General features: G+C 71.8%; 24 protein-coding genes. 7 read left to right on the forward strand and 17 right to left on the reverse strand.

Annotated features, from left to right (window positions below):
• Position 1: 1 nt before the first annotated feature.
• Genes E9228_RS07625 through E9228_RS07645 form a run of 5 tightly spaced genes read right to left on the reverse strand, consistent with a single transcriptional unit; the run spans position 2 to position 2172 of the window.
• Positions 2 to 583, reverse strand: coding sequence for a hypothetical protein (locus E9228_RS07625; RefSeq protein WP_166779953.1), 582 nt, complete (start codon positions 581 to 583; stop codon positions 2 to 4).
• Positions 580 to 1203 (reverse strand): hypothetical protein, encoded by a 624-nt coding sequence (locus E9228_RS07630; RefSeq protein WP_166779954.1) that lies wholly within the window; start codon positions 1201 to 1203, stop codon positions 580 to 582. Before E9228_RS07630 ends, E9228_RS07625 begins: the two co-directional genes overlap by 4 nt.
• Positions 1200 to 1541, reverse strand: coding sequence for a hypothetical protein (locus E9228_RS07635; RefSeq protein ID WP_166779955.1), 342 nt, complete (start codon positions 1539 to 1541; stop codon positions 1200 to 1202). Before E9228_RS07635 ends, E9228_RS07630 begins: the two co-directional genes overlap by 4 nt.
• Positions 1538 to 1729: a DUF2273 domain-containing protein gene (locus E9228_RS07640; protein WP_166779956.1), complete on the reverse strand. Its 192-nt coding sequence runs from the start codon at positions 1727 to 1729 to the stop codon at positions 1538 to 1540. Before E9228_RS07640 ends, E9228_RS07635 begins: the two co-directional genes overlap by 4 nt.
• Complete coding sequence (locus E9228_RS07645; protein WP_166779957.1) at positions 1726 to 2172, reverse strand: Asp23/Gls24 family envelope stress response protein; 447 nt, start codon at positions 2170 to 2172, stop codon at positions 1726 to 1728. Before E9228_RS07645 ends, E9228_RS07640 begins: the two co-directional genes overlap by 4 nt.
• A 198-nt stretch (positions 2173 to 2370) precedes the next feature.
• On the opposite strand from E9228_RS07645, the gene E9228_RS07650 reads away from it, so the two are divergent.
• The 3 genes from E9228_RS07650 to E9228_RS07660 all read left to right on the forward strand — a co-directional run bounded on the left by E9228_RS07650 (position 2371) and on the right by E9228_RS07660 (position 6997).
• Positions 2371 to 3207, forward strand: a complete 837-nt coding sequence (locus tag E9228_RS07650) for an exodeoxyribonuclease III (RefSeq protein ID WP_166779958.1) — start codon at positions 2371 to 2373, stop codon at positions 3205 to 3207.
• Positions 3208 to 3309: 102 nt separating this feature from the next.
• Positions 3310 to 5163, forward strand: a complete 1854-nt coding sequence (locus E9228_RS07655) for a hypothetical protein (RefSeq protein ID WP_166779959.1) — start codon at positions 3310 to 3312, stop codon at positions 5161 to 5163.
• 55 nt (positions 5164 to 5218) lie between these two features.
• Positions 5219 to 6997, forward strand: coding sequence for a hypothetical protein (locus E9228_RS07660; protein ID WP_166779960.1), 1779 nt, complete (start codon positions 5219 to 5221; stop codon positions 6995 to 6997).
• A gap of 56 nt (positions 6998 to 7053) precedes the next feature.
• Here the strand turns inward: E9228_RS07660 and E9228_RS07665 are convergent, their stop codons facing one another.
• Positions 7054 to 7977 (reverse strand): AEC family transporter, encoded by a 924-nt coding sequence (locus E9228_RS07665; RefSeq protein ID WP_166779961.1) that lies wholly within the window; start codon positions 7975 to 7977, stop codon positions 7054 to 7056.
• 61 nt (positions 7978 to 8038) lie between these two features.
• Here E9228_RS07665 and E9228_RS07670 point away from each other — a divergent pair, with 61 nt between their 5' ends.
• Both E9228_RS07670 and E9228_RS07675 read left to right on the forward strand, forming a co-directional pair.
• A complete protein-coding gene (locus E9228_RS07670; protein ID WP_166779962.1) occupies positions 8039 to 8629 on the forward strand; it encodes a nitroreductase family protein in 591 nt (196 codons plus the stop codon).
• Positions 8630 to 8650: 21 nt separating this feature from the next.
• Positions 8651 to 9415 (forward strand): HAD-IIB family hydrolase, encoded by a 765-nt coding sequence (locus E9228_RS07675; RefSeq protein ID WP_166779963.1) that lies wholly within the window; start codon positions 8651 to 8653, stop codon positions 9413 to 9415.
• Between the two features lie 87 nt (positions 9416 to 9502).
• Here the strand turns inward: E9228_RS07675 and E9228_RS07680 are convergent, their stop codons facing one another.
• The gene (locus E9228_RS07680; RefSeq protein WP_166779964.1) at positions 9503 to 10126 is read right to left on the reverse strand and encodes a phosphoribosylanthranilate isomerase; all 624 of its coding nucleotides are present in this window, start codon (positions 10124 to 10126) and stop codon (positions 9503 to 9505) included.
• A gap of 49 nt (positions 10127 to 10175) precedes the next feature.
• On the reverse strand, positions 10176 to 11231 hold the full coding sequence (locus tag E9228_RS07685) for a serine/threonine-protein kinase (protein WP_166779965.1): 1056 nt from the start codon (positions 11229 to 11231) through the stop codon (positions 10176 to 10178).
• A gap of 221 nt (positions 11232 to 11452) precedes the next feature.
• Here E9228_RS07685 and E9228_RS07690 point away from each other — a divergent pair, with 221 nt between their 5' ends.
• Entirely contained in the window at positions 11453 to 11650 is a 198-nt protein-coding gene (locus E9228_RS07690) for a hypervirulence associated TUDOR domain-containing protein (RefSeq protein WP_166779966.1), read from the forward strand.
• Between the two features lie 28 nt (positions 11651 to 11678).
• Here E9228_RS07690 and E9228_RS07695 read toward each other — a convergent pair whose 3' ends face one another.
• Positions 11679 to 12392, reverse strand: a complete 714-nt coding sequence (locus E9228_RS07695) for a DedA family protein (protein ID WP_166779967.1) — start codon at positions 12390 to 12392, stop codon at positions 11679 to 11681.
• A 57-nt stretch (positions 12393 to 12449) separates the two neighbouring features.
• Positions 12450 to 13628: an ROK family protein gene (locus E9228_RS07700; protein WP_166779968.1), complete on the reverse strand. Its 1179-nt coding sequence runs from the start codon at positions 13626 to 13628 to the stop codon at positions 12450 to 12452.
• Positions 13629 to 13671: 43 nt separating this feature from the next.
• Here E9228_RS07700 and E9228_RS07705 point away from each other — a divergent pair, with 43 nt between their 5' ends.
• Complete coding sequence (locus tag E9228_RS07705) at positions 13672 to 15357, forward strand: beta-N-acetylhexosaminidase (RefSeq protein ID WP_166779969.1); 1686 nt, start codon at positions 13672 to 13674, stop codon at positions 15355 to 15357.
• A 186-nt stretch (positions 15358 to 15543) separates the two neighbouring features.
• Here E9228_RS07705 and E9228_RS07710 read toward each other — a convergent pair whose 3' ends face one another.
• From E9228_RS07710 to E9228_RS07740, 7 genes are all read right to left on the reverse strand, one after another.
• A complete protein-coding gene (locus E9228_RS07710) occupies positions 15544 to 17343 on the reverse strand; it encodes a DUF262 domain-containing protein (RefSeq protein WP_166779970.1) in 1800 nt (599 codons plus the stop codon).
• A 161-nt stretch (positions 17344 to 17504) separates the two neighbouring features.
• Positions 17505 to 19673: a PTS fructose transporter subunit IIABC gene (locus tag E9228_RS07715; protein WP_166779971.1), complete on the reverse strand. Its 2169-nt coding sequence runs from the start codon at positions 19671 to 19673 to the stop codon at positions 17505 to 17507.
• A gap of 106 nt (positions 19674 to 19779) precedes the next feature.
• A complete protein-coding gene (locus tag E9228_RS07720; RefSeq protein WP_166779972.1) occupies positions 19780 to 20874 on the reverse strand; it encodes a 1-phosphofructokinase family hexose kinase in 1095 nt (364 codons plus the stop codon).
• The gene (locus tag E9228_RS07725) at positions 20871 to 21659 is read right to left on the reverse strand and encodes a DeoR/GlpR family DNA-binding transcription regulator (protein ID WP_166779973.1); all 789 of its coding nucleotides are present in this window, start codon (positions 21657 to 21659) and stop codon (positions 20871 to 20873) included. The genes E9228_RS07720 and E9228_RS07725 overlap by 4 nt, the downstream gene beginning before the upstream one ends.
• 201 nt (positions 21660 to 21860) lie before the next feature.
• Positions 21861 to 23048, reverse strand: coding sequence for an ABC transporter permease (locus E9228_RS07730; protein WP_166779974.1), 1188 nt, complete (start codon positions 23046 to 23048; stop codon positions 21861 to 21863).
• Positions 23045 to 23770, reverse strand: a complete 726-nt coding sequence (locus E9228_RS07735) for an ATP-binding cassette domain-containing protein (protein ID WP_166779975.1) — start codon at positions 23768 to 23770, stop codon at positions 23045 to 23047. The genes E9228_RS07730 and E9228_RS07735 overlap by 4 nt, the downstream gene beginning before the upstream one ends.
• Positions 23767 to 24876: a peptidoglycan-binding protein gene (locus E9228_RS07740; protein ID WP_166779976.1), complete on the reverse strand. Its 1110-nt coding sequence runs from the start codon at positions 24874 to 24876 to the stop codon at positions 23767 to 23769. Before E9228_RS07740 ends, E9228_RS07735 begins: the two co-directional genes overlap by 4 nt.
• Between the last annotated feature and the right edge of the window lie 37 nt (positions 24877 to 24913).

Genomic DNA, 24913 nt, shown 5'->3' on the forward strand with positions numbered 1-24913 from the left:
GTCAGCGCACGCGGTCGGGACGCGACGAGCCACCGCGGACGATCCGCAGCAGGACGGGCAGCTGCTCACCGAGCAGCGCGTCGAGGTCGCGGACGACCTCCTCGACCCGCTCGACGACCTCCCGCGGCGGGGCCCCACGGCGGGTGCGGACGATGATCCGGACGGCGACCTGGCCGCGTACCCGGCGGACGTCCACGGCGAGCGAAGCCACCTGCGGCAGGGTCGCGACGGCCGTGGAGAGCGCGTGCTCGACGGCGGCGGCCTCGATCCGGACCTGGCCCGGGACGCCACCCTCGGGGCCGTCGTCCTGCAGGACCGTGCCGGTACGACCGCCACCGATCGAACCGAGGACCAGGAGCGCCAGGACGCCGAGGACGACGGCGCCGCCCAGCGCCCACCACCACGCGGAGGTGTCCGCAGCGCCGGACCGGAGACCGCCGAGTGCCCGGTCCGCCGCGGTGTGCCAGACGTCGGCGGCGGCGGGCAGCGTCTGCACGAGCACGACGGCGGCTCCGAGCGCCAGGAAGAGCAACCCGACCAGGACCAGGACGGCCCGGCCCAGTGACCGGTTCGTGCCGTTCATCCGTCGATCCGTCCGGTCGGACGCACCCGGACGCGGGCGGTCAGCGGCGGCACGGTGTCCGCGTCGGCGAGTTCACGGTCGACGGCCTCGGTCGCGGCGAGCGCGGCGACGTCCACCCCCGCGGCCGGCAGCAGGACCACGTCGAGGGTGCGGCGTCCGACCGAACCGACGGCCGCGTCCGGTGCCAGACGGGTGGCCGAGCGGGCAGCACGGGCCGCGGCGGAGGCCAGGACCTCGTCATCGACGACGACCCCGAGGCGTGTGGAGCGGACGGCGTGCCGCGGGCGCCGGGACGGCAGGAGCCCGTGCAGCAGGAACCAGAGCCCGAGCAGGGCGAGGGCGGCTCCCACCGTGATGACGAGCGCGTCGACGAGACCGTCCGGAGCGCGGACGGCGGCGTCCACGATCGACCGCGGGTCGACGCCGGCGATGCGCTCGTCGAGCAGCACGACGACCGCGGCGGTCCCGACGGCGGCGGCGAGCACGAGGAGCAGGACCATCGCGACGACGACGGAGGGCGTGCGGGACGCCGAGGTCTCACGGCGCACCAGACGTCGGACGAAGCGGTCGTCGTCCGCTGGCGGGGTCTTCCGGACGGGGTCGACGCGGTCCGGGCTCACCGGACCCTCCGCGGCACGTCGAGGACGGCGGAGGCGAAGGTCACTGAGACACGCTCGACCTTGCGACCCGTGATCGACCGGAACCGTTCGGCGATGGTGGCGCGTGCCCGGTGTGCTGACGCGAGGACGGGTTCGCCCGGGACCGTGTGCGTTCCGAGCGCCGGCAGGGTGAGCGGGCTCGTGATCTCGACCACCAGCGCGCCGCGGCCGTCGTCGACGACCCGGGCACGGACCTCCCGGAGTGGTGCGCGGAGCGCTTCGGCGGCGACGGCCTGCGCGGTGTGCACGAGCGCCGGGGACGCGATCCGGTCGGTCCCGGGCAGCACGGCTGGGCTCACGAGGAACTCCGACGACCGCGGAGCACGTCGAGCAGTCGGCGGAGGTCGACGTCACCGCTGACGATGCGGCCGATCAGCCCGCCGAGCGCGATCGCGACGGCCACCACGACGAACGCCCAGAAGCCCAGCGTCAGGGCGACGATCGCCAGGACCGCCCCGACGGCCATGCCGACGACGGTGGTGTTCACCGGACGCGCGTCTCGGTCACGACGGGAGCGTCGAGCGCGGGGATGTCCACGTCGACGATGGCGATGTTGACCTCGGTGACCTGGAGGCCCACCAGGTCGGTGACGGCGTCCGTGACGGCCTGGCGGACCGCGGCGGCGACCTCCTGCATCGGCATCGGGTAGGCGACGACGAGCGTCAGGTCGACGGCGGCCTGGGTCTCACCGACCTCGACGCGGACGCCCTGTCCCAGGTCGCTCGAGCCGATGGCGTCGCGGATGGCCCCGAAGGCCCGCGCGGTGTTGCCGCCGAGCGCGACCACGCCGGGGACGTCGCGGGCGGCGATGCCGGCGACCTTCGCGACGACCGCGTCGTCGATGATCGTGCGTCCGGTCGAGGTGACCTGGGTGGTGGTGCTGCCGGTGGTCGTGCCGTCCACGCGGTCGGAGTTCGCCGTCGTTGCCATGAGTGCCTCCTGTGGTGCTGGTCGGATGTGCGTCCAGCGAACACCCTGCCACCGGAGCGCGCCCGTGGACAGGGGTGGCGGTCCGGCTGTGGATCGAGGTCGATGGTCGGGGCCGGCGGTCCGGGCCGGTCGGCCGGGCCGGTCGGCCGGGCCGGTCGGCCGGGCCGGTCGTCGGGCGCTCCCGGTAGGTTCGAACGCATGCGCGTCGCGACCTGGAACGTCAACTCCGTCCGCACCCGAGTCGGTCGGGTCGTCGACTGGTTGGTGCGTGAGGACGTCGACGTCCTCGGCATGCAGGAGATCAAGTGCAAGCCGGAGCAGTTCCCGGTGGAGGCGTTCGAGGCCGCGGGTTACACGGTCGAGGCCCACGGCCTCAACCAGTGGAACGGCGTCGCGTTCGCCAGTCGCCTGCCGATGGAGGACGTCACGCGGGACTTCCCCGGGCAGCCCGGCTTCCTCAAGGGGCAGGAGGGCCCGGACCTGCCGGTGGAGGCGCGAGCGATCGGCGTCACGGTCGAGGGCGTCCGACTGTGGAGCCTGTACGTGCCGAACGGCCGCGAGCTCGGCGACCCGCACTACACGTACAAGCTCGACTGGCTGGCGCAGCTGGCCGACCGGACGACCGGGTGGCTGCAGGCGGAGCCCGACCTGCCGCTGGCGCTGATGGGCGACTGGAACGTCGCGCCGCTCGACGAGGACGTCTGGGACGCGCGGGCCTTCGAGGGCTCCACGCATGTCAGCGACCCGGAGCGGGCGGCCTTCCGCGCGTTCGAGGAGCGCGGGCTGCAGGACGTCGTCCGTCCCCTCGTGCCGACCGGGTACACCTACTGGGACTACAAGCAGCTCCGGTTCCCCCGCAACGAGGGCATGCGCATCGACTTCGTGATGGGCTCGCAGGCGTTCGCGGACGTCACCGTCGGCGCGACGATCCACCGCGACGAGCGCAAGGGCGACGCCCCGAGCGACCACGTGCCGGTGTCCGTCGACCTGGACCTCGACACCGTGCTGGACGACGACCGCCCGATGATCTTCTGATCGGACGGCTCGCGCAATCCCTCACAGTCGATGTATTTTACATTTGACATGAGAGAGTTGTGATCCTGACGAGCAGCACTCCGCTGTTCGGGAAGGACCACAGTGCACAACCGACCCACCCTCGCGGGCGCCACCGCCCTCGTCGCGACCATCGCCTCCGGACTCGCGCTGGCCGGTACCGCGGACGCCGCCCCCGCCGACACCGCCGCGACGAAGGCGGCGACGGCCACCGCAGCGCACGACTCTCGAGCCCAGCGCGAGATCATCCCCGAGTACCCCGACCTCCCCGGCTCCGCGACCCTGCTCCTCACCGTCAACGGCGAGTGGGAGACGGACTACGGGCAGGACCTGCCGCTCTGGGTCGTGGTGGACGACGACGATAACATCGACAACGACGTCCCGATCGACCTCTCGCTGCGCTCCAGCCACGACGGCACCCTGACGGTCGTCGAACACGGTGACCCGTACGACCCCACCGACGACGCGGTCGTCCTCGAGACCCCGGTCGAGGCCGGCACGAGCAACGTCTCCTTCGCCGTGCCGGACAGCAACTGGGACTACTCGGCGTACGTCGTCACGGCGGACGGGCAGCGCACCCGGCCCGAGCGGTTCACGCTCGCCGTCGGCGGCCAGGACGTCCAGGACCTCGCCGGAACCTCCTCGGACGTGGCAGGGAGCACGGACGAGCGGATCACCGTCACCGGGTCGACCTACGCGAACGAGCGCGTCGAGATCGTGACCGGCGACGGCGACCGGTACTCCACCCGATCCCGAGGGGACGGCCGGTTCGGCATCAGCTACTTCGGGTCGACCGGGCGCACGCAGGTCGTCGTCGAGCACAACGAGCTCACCAACGGCACCCAGGTCGTCCCGTTCGAACAGGTCGAGCCGGGCGAGGGCGACCCGTCCCTGGTGTGGCCGATCGTGGACCTCGGAGACCTCCGCTCCCTGTTCGGTCTCTTCGTCGGCGGCGAAGGAGGTCGTGAGAGCGCGTACCTCACCTCCGCGACGAGTGCGGGGCTGCAGTGGCGTCTCGGCCCGGAAGACGTCGCGGGCAACAACGCCGTCGGCTGGTCGATACCGAACGTCGACGTGTCCGGGCCGATCATCCTCGAGGGCAACACCTGCGTCACCGCCGGCGGCGACGGCTCACTCCGGTCCGCGACCTGCATCCGCGACGAGGACGGCGACCCGAGCCAGACCTTCACCGCGGTGCTGCGCGACGGCGACACACTGCTGCGCCTGGCATCGGACGAGTCCCGCTACCTGACCCTCGGGGCAGACGGCACGGTGGTCATGGGTGACGAGGCCGATGCCGCCGTCCTCGCCTACGTCGACCAGTACGAGTCCTCGTGGTCGGTCGCCGAGCCCACGCCGTCCGTCGTGGATCGGTCCGTGCGCCTGTCCGGCACCGCGATCCCCGGCGCCCTCGTCACGGTCGACGGCGTCCCCGTGGAGAACGGCACCAGCACGAGCGCGGGTACGGGCAGCGCGAAGGGTGTTCGTACCGTCACCGCGGGTGGGTCGTGGAGCACGACGCTGCACGACCTGCCGGTCCGGCAGGACCGCACGGTCGAGGTGCAGCAGCTCATCGACGGCGTCGTCGTCGCCCGCAGCGAGCAGACCGTCCGTCTCGACGCCGGGAACCTGTCGGACGTCACCAGCTCGTTCCGTGACGACGTCACCCTGCCGGCCCAGATCACCGGTGACGCCGAACCGGGCGCGACGATCCAGCTCCTCGACGCCGGGGTCCCGGTCGAGGACGCCACGACGACGGCTGCGAGCGACGGCGATGCCGCAGGGTCCTTCGCCCTCGACGTGCCGGCACCCAACGCGGCCGGTGCGCACGAGTTCGCCGTCGTGCAGGTCCTCGGTGGCGCCGTGGTCGGGACGCCCGCCGAGGTCACCATCGACTACGGCGCCGGCATCAGCATCGACGACGTCGCAGCCCCCTGACCGCGCGACCGCACGACCGCTACCGTCCCCCCCTCTCCGCTCTGAAAGGCCACTCGTGAAGTACCACCCGTTCCTCCTCGGCACCGCCGTGCTGACCGCCGCGCTCTGCGCCGGTACCGCCACGGCGCCGGAGACGGCATCCGCCACACGTGGAGCCGACGTCGCCAGCGCACCCGGTGCCCGCACCACCGCCACGGTCCCCCAGCTCCCGGTCATCCCGGGCAGCAGCACCACGATCACCGCCGTGGACGGTGCCGCGCCCGCGAGCACCGACGGCACCCGACCCCGCTTCGAGGTCGACCGCAACGACGTGACGGCCTCGGTCGAGTCCAGCGCCGACGGCACGCTCACCGTGGTCGACCGCAACGACCCGTGGAACGCCGACGACGACGAGGTGATCGCCACGACCACGGTCGCCGCCGGCACCACCGACGTCGACTTCACCGTCGACGACGGCCTCTGGGAGATCGACGCCTTCGTCGTGACCGATGACGACCGTCAGACCAGCCCCGCTGCCATCACGGTCCGCAAGGCCCTGACCGCGCCGGACGACGTCACCCTCTGGGACAAGAACCCGTCGATCCGCCAGCTGACGGTGGTCGGCACGACCTACCCGGGCGCGGACGTCCGCGTCGTCGACGTCCGCGGGGACGAGCACCGCACGACCGCACGAGCGGACGGGGCCTTCGGGATCTCCTTCGCCGGGACCTTCCCCCGGGCGACGGTCGCCATCACGCACAACAACGACGAGGTCACCGTCCAGCCGAAGGGAGGCGGCAAGCCCCCGGTCGGTCCGGCCGACCCGACGCTCGACTGGCCGATCATCGAGCAGAAGGACCTCCGCGGCGGTCGCGCCCTGTTCACGAGTCCCGTGGCCGGCGAGTCCGTGGCGTTGACCCCGGTCCGCGCCGGCACGGGGCTCCTGCAGGACATCACCTGGGCGTCGAAGCCGACCGAGCAGGCCACGGCCGAGACGGTGTCGTGGGCGATCCCGAAGACCGGCGGGACCGCTCAGGTCGTCGTCAACGGCAACCGGTGCGTCCAGCCGAGCAGCAACGCCGCCGCGGACGGACGGGTGATCCTCTCGACCTGCCGTACCTCCACGACGGCACAGCAGTTCACCGCCGTCGAACGAGCCGGGGGCACGGTCCTGCAGTCGCGGTCGAACCGCGATCGGTACCTCACGCTCGGCGAGGACGGTCGTGTCGCGCTCGGTTCGTCCGACGACGCGGCACAGCTCGCGGCCGAGGACGACTACTCCGACTCGTGGTCCGTCGAGGAGCCCGTCGCTGACGTCGCCGACCGGAGCGTCACCCTGGCCGGAACGAAGATCCCCGGGGCGACCGTGACCATCAACGGAGCACCGATCGAGACCGCCGCCACCCGGGCTGCCGGCGACGACTCGACGTGGACGACCACGCTGCGCCACCTGCCGGTCGGCGTGGCGCAGACGCTCGTCGTCGAACAGCTCGTCGGCAGTTCGATCGTCGGCCAGGAGGAGCGCACCGTCCAGCTCGACGCCGCCGCACTCGCCGACGTGGACCAGCACTTCGACGACGACGTGACCCGGCCCGCCCAGGTCACCGGTACCGCCGTGCCCGGCGCCACCGTCCAGCTCCTCCGCGACGGCGCCCCGGTCGGCACGCCGGTCACCGCTGGCGGCGACCGAGCGGGCGGCGCGTTCGCCGTGGACGTCCCGGCCCCGAACGCGGGCGGTGTCCACGACTACACGGTCGAGCAGCTCCTGGACGGGATCGCCGTCGGCGCGGACCAGTCCGTCAGCCTCGACTACGGTGCCGCGGTCAGCATCGACGGCGTCGAGGGCGGTCGCTGAGCGCAGCCCGCCGCCGGACGGGAGGCGCGTGGCGGCCCCGCCCCGCGCCTTCCGCCCTACGGGTGCAGCAGCGCCGCGATCCCCACCAGGACCGGCACCGATCCGACCGTGGTGAGGAGCACGACGTCCCGCGCGACCGGCACCGCCGCCCCGTACCGCTGCGCGTAGTTGAAGACGTTCTGGGCCGCCGGCAGTCCGCCGAGGACGGTGAGCACGAACACGTGCTCGGCGTCGAGCCCGAACACGTACCGGGCGAGCAGGAAGGCGACCGCCGGCATCACGAGGAGCTTCACGCCGCTCGCCAGCAGCACGTCGACCCGGGTGGCGGCATCGCGCAGCGGGGCGGCACCGTGCAGGCTCATGCCGAACGAGAGCAGCACGACGGGGACCGCGGCACCGCCCACCAGGACGAAGGGCTCGAGCACGGGATCCGGCAGGTGCACGCCGGTCACCGAGCAGAGCAGCCCGAGCAGCGACGCGATGATGAGCGGGTTCGACAGCGGTCCGAGGACGCGGCGCCGCCACCCGCCGCCGGAGGCCGTGGCCGCGTCCAGGACGGTCAGCGCGATCGGCGCCATCACGATGAGCTGCAGCATGATCACCGGCACCACCGCGGTCGCCTGTCCGAGGACGTAGACGGCGACGGGCAGCCCGATGTTGTTCGCGTTCGAGTACGAGGCGGCGAGGGCGCCGACGGTCGTGGTCGTGAGCGGTCGGCGGAGCACGAGCGCGAAGACCAGGGCGGTGCCGGCCGCGACGGACAGCGCGGTGATCGCGGAGACGGCGAGCATCGGGGAGAACAGCGTCCGGACGTCCGCGGTGGCGATCGTGTGGAACAGCAGGCACGGCATGAGGACGAAGAACGCCAGCCGACTCAGCACGAACTGCGCGTGCGGCCCGAGGAGTCCGGCGCGACCGACACCGTAGCCGGTGGCGATGACGACGCCGATGATCGCGAAGCCGATCAGGACACCACTCATCCTGCCCATCCTCGCAGGCCCGGACGGAAATAGTGACGCCCGGGCGGTTGTTCGGGCAACCATGACCACGCAGACGACGCTCTCCCGCTCCACGGACTCCAGCCAGCCCCTCGTGCCCCTGCTCGAGGAACGGTGGAGCCCGCGCTCCTACGACGAGACCGCGACGATCTCGGACGACCAGCTCGACGCGCTCCTCGAGGCCGCTCGCTGGGCGCCGTCCGCCGCGAACACGCAGCCCCGCCGGTTCATCGTCGGTCGCCGCGGCACCCGCACCTTCGACGCGATCCACGCGACGCTGATGGGCTTCAACGGTGCCTGGGCGCACCGCGCCGGCGCACTCCTGGTCGCGATCGCCGAGCCGGTGACCGCCGACGGCGACGAGCGACGCTGGGCGGAGTACGACCTCGGCCAGTCCATCGCAGCGCTCGCCGTCCAGGCGCACGCCGAGGGTCTGCACCTGCACCAGATGGGCGGCTTCGAGGTCGACGCCGTCCGCGCCGCCTTCGACCTGCCGGAGCACCTCGTCCCGGTGACGGTCACCGCGATCGGCCACGTCGCCGACGCCGCGCAGCTCGACGAGAAGGCGGCCGAGCGTGAGGTCGCCCCGCGCACCCGCCTCCCCCTCGACGAGGTCGTCCTCGTCAAGGAGTAGACGCCTGGCATGATCGACGGTATGCCTGCACCTCGCCTCGTCGCCTTCGACCTCGACGACACGCTCGCCCCGTCGAAGTCCCCGCTCGATCCGCAGATGCTCGAGACCTTCGCGTCCCTGCTCGAGGTCGTTCCCGTCGCCGTCATCAGCGGCGGGAACTTCCAGCAGTTCGAGCAGCAGCTCGTCTCCCCGCTGCGGAGGCGCGACGGCCTGCGGCTCGACGAGCTGCACCTCATGCCGACGTGCGGCACGCGCTACTACCGGTGGGACGCCGACGACTGGGCGCTGCAGTACGCCGAGGACCTCACCGACGACGAGAAGGTGCGTGCCCTGGCCGCGGTCGAGGCCCAGGCGAAGGCCGCCGGCTACTGGGAGTCCGAGACCTGGGGCGCGATCCTCGAGGACCGCGGTTCGCAGATCACGTTCTCCGCCCTGGGTCAGTCGGCTCCCGTGGACGTGAAGAAGCTCTGGGACCCGACCGGTGCGAAGAAGGACGACCTGCGTCGACTCGTGCAGGCCGAGCTCCCCGACCTCGAGGTCCGCTCCGGCGGTTCCACGAGCATCGACATCACCCGGAAGGGCATCGACAAGGCGTACGGCATGCAGCGCCTCGCCGAGCTGACCGGCGTCGCCCTGCAGGACATGCTGTTCGTCGGCGACCGCCTCGACCCGGAGGGCAACGACTACCCGGTCAAGGCCCTCGGCGTGCCCACGCACGCCGTCGAGGGCTGGGAGGACACCGACGTGTTCCTCCGCGCGCTCATCCCGACGCTCCGCACCGTCTGACCGGCCTGACCGAACCGGCCGGGAGGCGCGCCCCACGTCTCGGAGTTCCCCTGCCTCAGGGATCCCCCGCCTCAGAGTTCCCCCACCTCAGGGGATGCTGCGGACCGCCTCGACGAACGCCCGGATCGCGCGCACGTCCTTGACGCCGCGTGCCGACTCGACGCCGCTCGACACGTCCACGCCGTCGGGGTCGAGGCGCTGCACGAGACCCGCGACGTTCTCGGGGGTGAGCCCACCGGCGAGGATCCACGCTTCGTCGACGGTGCCGGTGAGGGTCGCCGGGTCGACGAGGTGCCCGCTGCCGGGGACGGCCGCGTCGAGCAGCAGCAGGTCGTGGTCGAACGAGGCACGTCGTTCGGGCGTCTCGGCCAGGTAGTCCGCGGCGGCGAGAGCGCGGATCGTGAAGAACCCGGCGTCACGGGCGCGGGCGAAGTCCGACGCTGACTCGCGGCCGTGCAGCTGCAGGGTCGTGAGCCCGACGGCGGAGGCGATGCCCACCACCTCGTCGATCGGCTGGTCGCGGAACACCCCGACGGCGTCGATGCCGTCCGGCAGGCGCTCGGCGAGCTCCTTCGCGGTGTCGGCGGTCACCGTGCGGGGGCTGCCGGCGGCGAAGACGAAGCCGACGGCGTCCGCGCCGGCCTCGACGGCGGCGTCCACCGTCTCCGGGGTGGAGAGGCCGCAGATCTTGATCCATCGCTGGTCGCTCATGCACCCATCCTGCCTGATCGCCTGCCGCGGGCGATGAGTCCGAGCCTGCTCAGTGCAGTGCGCCGACGACGTAGGAGCCGACACACGCCGCTGCGACCGCGACCGCGGTGGCCGACGCCGCCAGGACGTTCCGTCGGCGCCAGCGCCGCACCACGTCGAACGTGCCGCGCCGGGCGTGCCGGTGGGCGGCCCGGTGCATGCGGTGCTCCCGGCGGCGGACCTCCCGGTCGGGGCCGAGCGGCACCGGACCGGTGACCTGCGTCGACCCGCCGCGGAGTGCCCGCGCGACCGCGACGGCCGTTGGCCGGCGGGCCGGGTCGCGTGCCGTCATCAGGATGAGCAGCTCTCGCCACTCGGAGGCGACCGAGTCGGGGACGTGCGGGTCGCGTCGGAGCCGGGCGAGGGCCGCCTCGATGACGGTGCCGGAGTACTCCTGGTCGCCCGTCAGCGCCTCGAGCAGCACGAGCCCGAGCGAGTAGACGTCGGTGGCGTAGCTGATCGGCTCACCGGCGACCTGCTCGGGCGACAGGTAGGCGGCGGTGCCGATGATCGTGCCGTCGTTGGTCAGGCGCGAGCCGTCGACGAAGTGCGCGACGCCGAAGTCGGTGAGCTTGACGGTGCGGACGAACCCGGAGGCGCCCTCGTCGCTCAGCAGGATGTTGGCGGGCTTCACGTCCCGGTGCACGATGCCGCGGGAGTGCACGTAGGCCAGGGCGTCGGCGAGCTGGGCGCCGAGGTCCGCGACCTCGTAGTTGTGCAACGCCCCCTCGGCCAGTCGGCGCAGGAGCGTGGCGTCCGCGATCAGCTCCATCACGATGTACCGGTGTGGGCCGTCCTCGAAGTCGTGCGTGCCGGCGTCGTACAGCGGGATGAGCCCCGGGTGCGAGAGCATGCTGAGCAGGCGGATCTCGCGCTCCTGGCGGACCCGGTCGGCGGTGGTCATGCGCTCCGGCGTCGCGAACATCTTCACCGCGACGGCCCGGTAGGTGTGCTCGTCACGGGCCTCGTAGACCGAGCCCATGCCGCCCGTGCCGATCAGTTTGACGAGGCGGTACCGTCCAGCCAGGACGGTGTCCGCTCGCGCACTGCCGGTGGCCAAGCTCATGGTGTCGATCGATCCCTCGGGAGTCCGGATCCGCCTCGGTCCTGGCGGTGTGACTCCTCGACAACGGTACGCGCGGGCCCGGCGGACCGAGGCGGGGTTACCCGAATGTGACCCGCCTCCGGGTCACAACTGCGCATCAGGGATGGTGTCGGCGTCCGCCGGTGCCGCCCGGGTACCGTCCAGGCTCCGGACAGCCGGTCCGGACGAGGCGGGAGGCCGACATGCGCAAGGGCGACGAAGTGCACTGGAACACGTCCCAGGGGAAGACGACGGGCAAGCTCGTCGAGAAGAAGACGTCCGACTTCGAGTTCGACGGGCAGTCCTTCAAGCCGACCGACGACGACCCCTACTGGATCATCGAGTCGGAGAAGTCCGGCAAGAAGGCCGCCCACAAGGAGTCGGCGCTGACGAAGGCGTAGGGCTCGTTCCCGCGACGCGGTCGGTCCGCTACTCCGACGCGGTCGACCGCGCTGCGGCCCGGCCTCGTCGGACCCGGCGGACGACGAACGCCACCACGATGACGACGACCGCCGCGTACACGGCCCGGTCGATCCAGTCGGTGTAGGCCTCGATGCGCTCGTACTGGGTGCCGAGGGCCGCGCCGCCGAGGACCAGGATCGTGTTCCACAGTCCGCTGCCGAGCACGGTGAAGAGGGTGAACGTGCCGAGGTGCATCCGGTCGGCGCCCGCGGGCAGTGAGATCAGGCTGCGGACGACGGGCACCAGGCGGCCGAAGAAGACCGCGCTCTTGCCGTGCCGGTGGAACCAGGACGCGGCCTTCCGGAAGTCGTCCTCGTCGACGAGCGGCAGCTTGCCGAACCAGCGGACGGTCCGGTGGAAGCCGATCGCCGCGCCGAGCCAGTAGAGCACGAGTGCGCCGACGGTCGACCCGGCGGTGGCCAGGACCAGCACGAGGGTCAGGTCCATCCGGCCGGCGCCGCCGAGGAACCCGGCGAGGGGCAGGATCACCTCGGACGGGATCGGCGGGAACACCGTCTCGATGAAGAGCATGAGGGCGACGCCCCACTCCCCCATCGCGTCGATGACCTGCAGGACCAGACCGGTCAGCCCGCCGATGTCGGGGTCCGGGCCACCCCCTGATCCGGAGGACGCGGTCGGGACGCCGACGTGGGCGACGGTCGAGGGCACGGCAGTCGTCATCCCGTCACCCTGCCTGAGTGGGCTGACAGACTCCGGTGTGCGTCGGCGAGCGCTGCGTCAGGCCACGCCGGCGTGCTGCCCCGCTCCGAGCCCGAGCCGCTCGGCCCGGGCGGTCGCCAGGGACCGCGCCACCGCGCCCCGCGACACGGCGTCGCGCCCGAGCCCGGACGGCACCACCGCCACCCCGGGCGTCCCCGGCAGCCCGAGGCCCGGCATGCGTTCGAGCTCCCCGGCCAGGGCGGTGCAGAACTCCTCGCCGTCCGGCAGCACCTCACCGCCGACGACCACGACCTCGGGGTCGACCGCCGCCACGAGCTGCGCGACGCCCGGAGCGACGTCGGCCGCGAGCGCCCGCACCGCGGCACGGCCGTCGTCACCTGCGGACGGGACGGCCGCGCCGGGACCGGTCCGTGCCTCCAGGGCGCGCGCCGCGGCCGGCCACCCGGTCGCGACGAGTCCGCCGACCTCGCCCGCCGCGCCGTGTGCGCCCTGCGCGACGGCACCGCCGACGACGAGGGCGGCGCCGATCTGTCGGCCCATCACCAGGAGCAGGCCGTCGTGGACGCCGTGCAGCCGCCCCCAGGCGGCCTCGGCGCGGGCGGCGGCCTTCGCGTCGTTCTCGAACACGGTGACCGCGTCCGGCACGAGGGCGGCGATGCGGTCGGTGATGCCGCCGCTCTGCCACTCGGGCGCGGCGACGGTGTGCACGATCCGTCCGGCGCGGTCGATGACGGCGGGCACGCAGACGGTGACGGCGAGCAGGCGCCCGGGTGGCAGGTTCCCGACCAGGCGGTCGACGACCTCACGGACGGCGGCCACGGCCTGGTCGATCGGGGCCAGGGTCGGGGCGAACTGCTCGGTGCGGGCGACCGCGTCGCCGTGCAGGTCGGCGAGCACGCCGACGACGGCGTGCAGGCCCAGGTCGATGCCGAGCACGAGCCCGGCTCGCGCGTCGATCCGGAAGCGTCGGGCGCGTCGCCCGGCGCGGTTCGGCGTCGCGACGGCCTTGAGTTCCTCGACCCAGCCCTCGGCGACCAGGTCGGTCAGGGCGGCCTCGACGGTGGGGCGCGTGAGGCCGACCGCGGCGACGAGTTCGGTGACCGTCCGGGAGGCGCGGCCCGGGTCCCCGGCGTCGGGTCCGGCCCGGAACAGTTCGGCCAGGACCGCGCGGGAGTTCATCCTGCGGAGCAGGGCCGGGGAACTGCCGACCGTTGACATGCTCGAGTGCGTCGCCATAATCTCCACATTACGAAAGACCGTTGAGGAATGGTGAACCGACATGCTGATCCCCCGACCGCGATCCCGGAACGACTCGTCCGGCACCTTCACCATCGACGGGCGCACGCGCATCAGCGCCGAGCCCGCCACCGAGTCGACCGCACAGTACCTGCAGCAGGTGCTCCGAGCCTCCACCCGACTGCCCCTCTCCGGCACCGGTGACTCCGACGCCCCCGCGATCGCCCTGCGGATCGCCGCGGCGCCGGAGGGGCTGCCGGCCGGACCGGGCGGCAGCCGCGACGAGTCGTTCCGCCTCTCCGTCACGCCGGACGGCGTGACGGTCGAGGGCGGCGGCGCTGCCGGGGTCTTCTACGGCGTCCAGGCCCTGCTGCAGCTGCTGCCGACCGACGTGTACCGCCGAGGACAGGTGCGGACGGCCGCGTGGACTCTGCCGGCGACGGTCGTCGAGGACGCCCCCGCGTTCGCCTGGCGGGGCGTCATGCTCGACGTGGCCCGGCACTTCCGCACGAAGGCGGAGGTCCTGCGGGTCATCGACCAGCTCGCGGCGCACCGGATCAACCGGATGCACTTCCACCTCACCGAGGACCAGGGCTGGCGGATCGAGATCAAGAAGTACCCCCGGCTCACCGAGGTCGGTTCGTGGCGACGCGAGTCCCAGGTCGGCGCGCACGTCCCGGACGCCGACGGGGAGCTGCGTGTCGCCGGGTACGACGGCCGCCCGCACGGCGGCTTCTACACGCAGGACGACATCCGCGAGATCGTCGCCTACGCCGAGGACCGCTTCGTCACCGTCGTGCCGGAGATCGAGACGCCCGGGCACGTCCGTGCCGCCCTCGCCGCCTACCCGGAGCTCGGCGTGCACCCGGAGCGCCGGGTCGAGGTGTGGACCGAGTGGGGCGTGGCACACGACGTCCTCAACGCCGACGACAGCACCGTGCAGTTCTTCCGGGACGTGTTCGACGAGGTCATCGCGCTCTTCCCGTCGGCGTACATCGGCCTCGGCGGCGACGAGTGCCCGAAGGACCAGTGGAAGGACGACCCGCGGACGCAGGAGCGGATCCGGCAGCTCGGGCTCGAGGACGAGGAGCAGCTGCAGGCCTGGATCGTCGGACAGCTCGCGGCACACATCGAGTCGCACGGGCGACGGGCGTTCGGCTGGGACGAGATCCTCGAGGGCGGCACGCTCTCGCAGTCCGCGACCGTCGTCTCGTGGCGGGGCATGCGCGGTGCGGTCACGGCGGCGCGCCGGGGGCACGACGTCATCTCCACCCCGGACGACCAGGTGTACCTGGACTACCGGCAGAGCGACCTGCCGAACGAGCCGATCCCGGTGTCGATCGTGCTGACCGTGGACGACGTGTACGCGTTCGACCCGGTGCCCGAGTCCCTGACCGAGGACGAGCGGGCGCACGTGATCGGCGGGCAGGCGAACATGTGGACCGAGCACGTGGACACCGTCCGACGCCTCGACTACCAGCTGTTCCCGCGCGTGGTCGCCCTGTCCGAGGCGCTGTGGTCGGCGGACGTGGCAGGACCCCGGGACGTCGCGGACTTCCGCGAGCGTCTCGCGGAGCACCTGGGCCGCCTGGACGCCCTCGGCATCGAGTACCGCCACGAGTCCGGGCCGCTGCCGTGGGAGGAGCGGCCGGGCGTGCCGGGTCGTCCGAGCTCCCGGGAGGAGCGCGCCGCCCACATCGACGCGGTGACGGCGAACATCGCCGAGTAGCGCGCGTCGCGCGGTCGCGACATCCCGCTCGGTTCCGCCGAGCGGTCAGGTTCCGACGTGTGGGCGCCACGCCAGCGACGTGACGTGACCGCCCGACGCGCGGCCGGCGGTGCGTCGCGACCACACGACGGACGGGAGGCCCGGTGCCAGCTGGCACCGGGCCTCCCGTCCGTCGTGTGTTTCCGTCTATGCCGTGAAGGCCCCAAAAACCCGCGCGTAGTCCGCCTGCTGCACCAGCACAGTCTGCGAACCGGCGCGCTCCCAGAGTTGTCCCTCGAAAAAGATGGGAGCGGCTAGTGCGCTGACCTTGAAGAGCAGGACGACTCGGCCTTCGTAGGGAACTAGCCGCGCGTTAGCAAGAACTTGGCTAAGAAGCGCGGGATCAAGCCCCACTCCGGCCAATTTTTGAGTGATCCAATGCCAGTAGTCATTAAGCGGCTTTCCCGCTAGCAGCGCCTCTCGCTCCACTCCAACAACCAAAAACTTTCGGTATTCGATAGCGTTCACACCGTCGAGTTCTTCCACTCGCTCGGCGTCTTTTTTATCGTCTGCAATCCCGACCGCTACGTAGCCAACAGCGCCTTTGCCCATGTTAGCCATCGCAGCCAGAGTCCGAGCAATGGTTGCCAAAGCGCCCGGGTCAAACTTTCTATCATTACTGGCCAGCGTGAAAAGCCCTTGCTTACAATCAAAGAGCTGCTGCTCGACCCGAGCATTTCCAAGCAAGACCTCGAGCTGACTCGCATAGCCAAAGGAGCCTAAATCATCCCCATCCACAGGCCCTTCGAACGACGATCGCAACACCCCTTTAACTGCATCTACGGTCGCGCGCTTGGACTTTGCAGTCCAGTCCCCACCGCCCCCCGGCACGTTGAGTGCGGCTCCTCCAATTTTCGTCAACGCCTTGACCGCTTTATCGACGTCGTTAAGTCGCAGGCGATCGACGTTAATCAACTCATAAAATGCAAGGAAAGTGATGTGGAAGTATCGCGGATTGCGCCCTCCCGGGCCCGCTCCAACGAGGTTCGAGAATTTCTTGTCGCTTTTTCTCACGACGGTCCGAACCGCATCATAGGCTCGCTTGAAGGCGATCTTGATTGCTCCTGCCCCCTTGAGATCGATAGACGCGGCAATCGCAACTGCTTCTGCAGACTCAGCGGAGTCGATGTCTCCATAGCTATAGTAAGCATCGCGCACACGGGTGCCAGAACTTGGAGTTGGCTCAATCGTGACGTCGATTAACAGATCAAGAATGAGTTGCTCGTCAAGGGATTCGCGCACGTCCTCGCGACGAAGGATGCCGTTCTCGACCCAGAAGATCTCATCTACCACGACTCCATAGTCGAGGTCGTAGTTGCTGATGCTCAGTTGAGGCATTCGACGGAGCGGCACGGAATCGGTGGGAGAAGTGTCGCCTCGAATCTCGGAAGACAAAACGCGTACGAGATCTGCAAGCGACGATACTGTACCCGCCTGCCGAAGAGACTGCCGTGAAAGGCGGCGGCCGCCGGAATTGATCCTCCGGAAGACTTCTTCAATGCTCGCCTGATCCGCCGCCCGGTAGACCGACAATGCGACCGTGTAATTTACAAAGTCAGTTGATGCCTCGCGTTCGAGTTTAGGCTCTTTCTGCTCGAGCCTTCCCTCGTCTTTCATCAGTTTGGTATCAGCGAGCGCGTCAAGATCAAAGTACTTGCCATTGATCGGGTATTCGTTCTCCAAGAACGCAAAGATTGCGTTGAGCCTCTGGAGGCCATCAATCAGCTCCAAAGAGGCATCTGTACCCGTCGTGAGTTCCGCTACGAGAAAGAGTGGTAAGGGGAGATCACGCAACATCGAGTCGACAAGCTTCTGTTTCTCCTCGACGCTCCAAACTAATTTTCTTTGGTAGCGGCGGTTGACTTCGAATCGATCTGCAATATATAGACCATACAGCCGTTGAACGCTTTCACTCCGAACCGCAAGGTCCTGCTCTACTCGTGCCATGAGGAGAGACTATTGGCACGTCACGGTTTCGAACACCCGGTTTGTTCACCCCCAAACGGGGTGGAGGCCCGGTGCTACCTGGCACCGGGCCTCCAATTCGTTGCGCGGTTCCGTCACCGGCACACCGGCGTCAACACGGGACGCGAGCGTCTCGTATCTGACTATGCGGCGACCGGCGCGCGCTGGCCCACCGTCTCGCCGGCCAGGGCAGCCTCGCTGCCCGCAGCGGCCTCGTCGACGGGGCGACGACGGACCCACTTCTTCAGGGCGACGAGCACCAGCGCGGACACCACGGTCCCTGCCAGGATCGCGACGACGAACATCAGGACGTCACCGATCGCGAAGAAGACGAAGATCCCGCCGTGCGGTGCCCGCGAGGTCACGCCGGCGGCCATCGAGATCGCTCCCGTCACCGCGGCGCCGACCATCGAGGCCGGGATGACCCGCAGCGGGTCGGCGGCGGCGAACGGGATCGCACCCTCGGAGATGAACGAGGCGCCGAGGAGCCAGGCGGCCTTGCCGTTCTCCCGCTCGGGCTTCGTGAAGCCGTTGCGGTACAGGACGGTGGAGGCGAGGGCCAGGGCGAGCGGCGGGACCATGCCGGCCGCCATCACCGCGGCCATGATCTCGAACGGCACCACGTTCGTCGCGGTGCCGGCTCCGAGGCCGGCGACGGCGAACGCGTACGCCACCTTGTTGACCGGCCCGCCGAGGTCGAACGCCATCATCAGCCCGAGGATGATCCCGAGCAGCACCGCGGAGGCACCGGACAGCGAGTTGAGGAACCCGGTCAGCTGCGTCATCAGCCACGCGATGGGCCCACCGAGCACCAGCAGCATGAGGCCGGAGGCGATGATCGACGCGAACAGCGGGATGATCACGACCGGCATCAGCCCGCGCAGCCAGCGCCACGTCGGGATGCGGCCGATCCAGTACGCGGCGGCACCGGCGATGAGACCGCCGACCAGGCCACCGAGGAACCCGGCGTTCATGAAGACGGCGATGGACCCGGCGACGAAGCCCGGCGCGATGCCCGGGCGGTCGGCGATGGCGTAGGCGATGTACCCGGCGAGGGCCGCCACGAGGAACCCGAGCGAGACCGAGCCGATCTCGAACGCGGCCGCGCCGAGGTAGTAGCCGAGCCCCTGCGGCGGCAGGTCGATGAGCGTGGAGTGCTGCAGAGCCCAGACCGCGTTGTTCACGCCGTCGTCGCCGTGGGTGAGCGCGATGCCGTAGCCCGACAGCAGGAAGCCGAGCGCGATGAGCAACCCGCCGCCCGCGACGAAGGGGATCATGTAGGAGACGCCCGTCAGCAGCCAGCGCTTGAGCGACTGTCCGAAGTGTTCGTCCTTCGCGGTGCTCGTGCCGGCTTCCGCCGCGGAACCGGAGACCCGCGCGGCCGTCGGGTCGTCGGCGGCGCGGAGGGCCTCGGCGATCATCGCGTCGGGCTCGTCGACGCCGCGCTTGACCGGTCCGGAGACCAGGGGCTTGCCGGCGAAGCGGCTGCGGTCACGGACGTCGACGTCGACCGCGAAGACGACGGCGTCGGCGCGGGCGATGAGCGCCGGGTCGAGGGGCTCGACCTGCGAGGACCCCTGCGTCTCGACGTGCATCTCGGCACCGGCGCGCTGCGCGGCGGCGACGAGGGCGTCTGCGGCCATGTAGGTGTGCGCGATGCCGGTCGGGCAGGCGGTGACGCCGACGATGACCTTCCGGCGACCGGCGGCGCCGTCGCCACCTGCGGGGGTCGACGAGGCGGCAGCGGCTGACGCGGTGGTCGGCTCGCTCGTCGACGGTCCGGGGGCTCGTCCCCCGGTCCCGACGCCGGCTGCGGCGACCTCGCCGCTGACCTCGCGGTCGACCAGGTCGACGATCTCCTGCGGGCTCGCAGCGGCACGGAGGGCGGCGGTGAAGTCGTCGCGGATCAGCGCACGGGCCAGGGTGGAGAGGACGGTGAGGTGGTCCTTGTCGGCACCCTCCGGCACGGCGATCATGAACACGACGTCGGCGTCGCCGTCCGGGGCGCCGAACGGCACCGTGCGGGCGAGGCGCGTGAACGCCAGCGTCGGTGTGGTGACCGAGGTCGACCGTGCGTGCGGGATGGCGATGCCGCCCGGGACGCCGGTGCCGACACTCGCCTCGCGGGCGATCGCATCGGCGGCGAGGGTGTCACCGGAGGCGGCTCGACCGGTCGCGGCGATCCGGTCGGCCAGGACGCGGATGACGTCGGCCGAGGTGGCACCGAGGTCCTCGTCGAGGCCGACGAGGTCGACGCCGATCAGGTCGGCACCGTTGCCGGCGCTGGTGCCGGTGCTGTGCGCAGCGGACATGGGTTGCTCCTTCGCAAGTGGCGCGGGGCGCCGGGGGCTGTGCTGGTGGGGGCGGTCGGACCGGACGGGTGGCCGGGACGACCGGGAGGGACGACGGACCGGGTGGTCAGGCGCCGTGCGGGACGGGGACGGACGCATCGACCGGTGCCGTCGCGCCGGTGGGGGCCGGCGGCGAGCCGACCGGGCTCGCCGGTGGGCCGAGGCGGTGGACGACGATCGCGTCCGGATCGGTGGCGTCGAGGGCCGGGACGTCGCTGCCGGGCAGTCCGGCGGCGGCGGCTCCGGTGGCGACCGCCTGGGCCAGTCGACGCTCGGGCGGGCCGCCGGCGACCTCCGCGAGCAGGTACCCGGCCAGCGCGGAGTCGCCCGCACCGACGGTCGAGCGGGCCGTGATCCGGGGTGCTGCTGCGGTCCACGAGCCGGTGCCGTCGACCAGGACGGCTCCGGCGCTGCCGAGGGTCAGCAGGACGGTGTCGACGCCGCGCTCCCGCAGGCGTGCGGCTGCGGCGGCGGCGCGCTCCGGGTCCTGCTCGTACTGCTCCGGGTCGCCGCCGACGACCTCGGCCAGTTCCTCGGCGTTCGGCTTGACCAGGTCGATCCGTTCGCCGGACTGCAGCAGCGCGGTGAACGGGACACCGGACGAGTCGACGGCGATCCGGACCTCGTCGCCGTGGCGCTGCCGGACGGCCCGGACGAGCACCGCGAGGGCGTCGTCGGGGAGTCCGGGCGGCAGGGACCCGGCGAACACGACCCAGCGCGCGGCGGGTCCGGTCGGGGTCGGCCCGGCGGTCGTCGCCACCAGGTCGGCGAGGGCGTCGAGGCGGCCGGCGAGCGAGGGGCCCGGCTCGTTGAGCTTCGTGGTGGTGCCGGTCGGCTCGGTCACGGTGACGTTCGAGCGGAGTGCGGTACCGATCGGCAACGCGGCGGTCGGGATGCCCCGGGTGGTCAGGCCGACGAGCACCGGGTCGAGCTCGTCGCCGGGCAGCACCGCGACGGTGTCCCCACCGCTGGCGACGACGACCCGGGAGACGTTCACGCCCTTGCCACCGGGCTCGGCCGTGGACCGGGTGGCCCGCTGGACCGCGCCGCGCTGCAGTTCACCCGCGAGTTCGATCGTGCGGTCGAGCGACGGGTTCGGCGTGACGGTGACGATGCGGCCGCCGATCGGGCGACCGGGCTGCTGCGCGGTCGGGGTGCTCATGCGACGATCACCTCGACGTCGGCGTCGGCGAGCGCTCCGCCGAGGTCGGCCGGCGGCGTCTGGTCCGTGACGAGCGTGTCGATCTCGTCGAGCCGGGCGAACCGCATGAGGGCCTCGACCCCGTGCTTCGCGGCGTCGGCGAGCACCACGCTGCGGCGAGCGGCCAGGACGTAGGCGGCCTTGACGGCGGCCTCGTACTCGTCCGGCGTGCTCAGTCCGAACCCGGCGGACAGGCCGTTCGTACCGATGAAGGCGACGTCGGGGCGGAGGGCGCCGATCTGGTCGACCGTCGCGGTGCCGACGGCGGCGCTCGTGACCCCGCGCACCCGGCCGCCGAGCAGGTGCAGTTCGACGTGCTCGCTGTGCTGCAGGGTCGCGGCGATCGGCACCGAGTTCGTGATGACCGTGATGGTGGCGCCCGCGGTGGACGGCTCCCACCGGGCGAGTTCGGTGGCGACGGCGCCGCTGGTGGTGCCGGCGTCGAGGGCGATCGAACCGGTGAACGTCGGCGGCACCAGGCGCATCGCGGCCCGCGCGATCGCGGTCTTCTCCGGACCGTGCTGCCCCTCGCGCTCGGCGACGGTGAGTTCGACCAGGCTGGAGCGTTCGACGGGGACCGCCCCGCCGTGCACGCGCCGCAGCAGGCCGGCGGTCTCGAGGGCGTCGAGGTCGCGTCGGACGGTCTCGGTCGTGACGTCGAAGTGGTCGGCCAGGTCGGCGACGGAGACGCGGCCCGCGGACTGCAGGGCGGCGGCGATGGCCTCGTGCCGCTCGGTTGCGTACATGCCCGAACTCCTTCGTTCGCGTGGGATTCGAGAACTGTACGTCCGAACCCAACACGAACGCAACTGTTCCGCACCCGAACCAACACGATCGCAGGAGCGGCCGCGCTGGCGGCGACGGATGGGAGGCCCGCCACCGGCCCGCCGGACCGGTGACGGGCCTCCCGTCCGTGCGACGCACACCGGGCCGAGCGCACTCGCCCCTCACACCGCCGCGAGCGCGCTCGTGGGTGGGATGCGCGCCGCCCGGCTCGCCGGGTAGAGCCCGGAGACGCCACCGATCACCACGGTCGCGCCGAGCCCCCCGGCGACCGCCCAGAGCGGTGTGGCCACCGGCCACCCCTGGCTGAGGGCGAAGGCGATCGTCACGCCGAGGCCGATCACCACGCCGGCGACCCCGCCGAGGAACGACAGCAGCAGCGACTCGACCAGGAACTGGTTGCGGACGTCGGCTCGACGCGCACCGAGGGCCCGTCGGACGCCCACCTCGGCCCGGCGTTCGAGCACGGTGATGACCATCGTGTTCGCGACGCCGATGCCGCCGACCAGCAGGGCGACCCCGCCGATGCCGACGAGCAGGCCGGTGAACGAGTCGTCGGTGGCGTTCTTCGCGGCCAGGGCATCCGACGGCCGCGTCACTCCGACGTCCTGGGGCGCGCCGGGGCTGATCGCGTCGGCCAGGACGGTCCGGGCGCGTGCCACGTCGTCCGGGTCGACCCGTGTGTAGACCGCTGTCGGGTGCCCGTCGAAGCCGAGTTCGGTGGCGAGGCCCCGCGGGACGAAGACCTGGTTGTCCAGGTCCTCCGCCAGACCGAACGGCTCGAGCACCCCGACGACCTGCACCCAGCGGTCGCCCGTCCACACCCGGGTCGCGGCGTCGACGCGCTCGATGCCCAGGTTCCGGGCCGCGGCGGAGCCGAGCACGACCTGCGCCGGCGCGTCCGCGGTCGTGTCGAGCCAGCGGCCCGAGGCGACAGCGCCGCCGAGGACCGCGGGGACGTCGCCCCAGGCCGCGAGCATCCCGATGCCCTTCGACTCCGCCGCCGGGATGAACGGGTTCCGGTAGGCCCGGCCGTCCGTGACCGTGCCGACTCCGGCGGCGTCGAGGACCGCGTCCTGCCGGAGTGCGGAGGAGACCGCCGTCGCCGGCAGTGGCGGGACGTCCGCGAAGCCCTGCGCCTGCGTCGCCGTGAGCACGTTCGTGCCGAGCGTGTCGAGGACGCGGTCGAGGGCGGCCTTGCTCGAGGACGAGATCCCGACCACCGCGATCATCGCGGCGATGCCGATCGCGATGCCCAGCGCCGACAGGACGACACGGGTCGGGCGGGTGCGGAGGCCGAACACGCCCAGGCGGAGCAGGTCACCCGGGCCGAGGGTGCGTCGGGCGGTCATCGGGTGGCCCCGGTGCGTGCGGTGGGCGCGGCCCCCGTCACGCCGGCGGTGTCCGCGGTGTCGCTCTCCAGCCGGCCGTCGCGCATCCGCACCCGGCGGGGCAGCGAGGCCGCCAGGTCCAGGTCGTGCGTGATGACGAGCACGGTCGTCCCCGCTGCGTTGAGTTCCCGGAGCAGTGCGACGACCGCCGCGCCGGACGTGGTGTCGAGCGCACCGGTCGGCTCGTCCGCCAGCAGCACGGTCGGCTCCCCGACCAGGGCCCGGGCGATGGCGACCCGCTGCTTCTCGCCGCCGGACAGCTGTCCGGGCCGGTGGTCCACGCGGTGGTCCAGACCGACGCGGCCGAGCGCGGCGACAGCCCGGTCGCGCCGCTCCCGACGCGGGACCCCCGAGTAGAGCAGGCCGTCGGCCACGTTCTCCCAGGCCGTGGCGCCGGCCTGCAGGTGGAAGTGCTGGAAGACGAACCCGATGTGCTCGGCGCGGAGGGCGGAGAGGTCGTCGTCACGCATCGCACCGACGTCCTGGCCGGTGATCGCGATCGTGCCCGAGCTCGGTCGGTCGAGCGTGCCGACGATGTTGAGCATCGTGGACTTGCCCGAGCCGGACGGTCCGACGACGGCGACGAGTTCCCCGCGGCGGACCTCGAGCGAGACCCCGCGGAGCGCCTGGACGTCCCCGTACCGCCGCGAGACGTCGTCGAGGGAGAGCACCACGTCGCTCACGAGGGCACCACGACCTCGTCGCCCTCGTGGACGTCGCCGGTGACCTGCGCGCGGCCGTCGGCGACGAAGCCGACCTCGACCCGGACGCGCCGGGTCTCGCCCGACCCGCGGAGCACATCGACCGCGTAGTGCCCGTCGCCGTCGCCGGTCACCACGAGTGCCGACACCGGCACGGAGAGCACGTCGTGCTCTGTCTCGCTCCGTGCGATCACCTGCGCGGACCCGGCCGAGGGCAACGTCCGGTCCCCCGCGTCGAACGCGACCGTGACCGCCACGTCCTGGGAGCCGTCGTCGGACTCGGTCGGGACCGCGTCCACGACCTCGCCGGGGAGCGCGCCGCCGGCACCGTTCACGACGACCTCGACCGTGGTGCCCACCGCCACCTGCTCGGCGTCGCGTTGGGCGACGGTCGCGGTGACCACACGCTCGGTACTCGTGATCTGCAGCACCTCGGTCTCACCCTGGGCCGGACGGCCGAGCTGCCCGGTGACCGCTGCCACCCGGACGTCCCCGTCGACGAAGGCGATCTGGTCCGCCGTGATCCGACCGGTGACCGGCAGCCCGCGGTCTGCCTGCCACCGTCGCACCGCTGCCAGGGTGCGGCGCCCGAAGGCATCGTCCTGGGCCACGTCGTAGCCGAGGGCGGCCAGGTTCTCGTTGAGCTGCTGCACGTCGGCACCCGTCGTCCCGGTCACGAGCGGGCGCCAGAGCGGGGTCGTGCCGTGCATCGCCCGCACCGGACGCTCGTCCACCGCGTAGAGGGGCTCGTCGCGGTGGACGACCTGCCCGGGCTTCGGCAGCCAGGTGATGGTGCCGGCCGCCGCACCGGGCAGGGCGACCGGGGTGCCGTACCCGAGCGTGCCGGCGATGGTCGTCGACGCGACGAGGTCACCCTTCGTCACCGTGCCGATCGACGTCGGCGTGCCGGTCGTGGTCGCAGTGCCGGTCGTGGTCGAGCCGGTGTCCGTCTCGGCGGCCTGGCTGGACGTCGGCAGGTCGAGGAGCGCCCACGTGGCCGCTCCGGCACCCAGCACGGCGACCAGGCAGGTCGCGGCGACGACGACGCGGGCAGGTCGCGTGCGCCTCGGGGTCGTTCCTCTGGTCATGGTCTGTTCCTCGGGGTCGGTGCCGTGGCCGTGGCCG

The organism is Curtobacterium salicis, assembly GCF_011759505.1.
GTDB lineage: Bacteria > Actinomycetota > Actinomycetes > Actinomycetales > Microbacteriaceae > Curtobacterium > Curtobacterium salicis.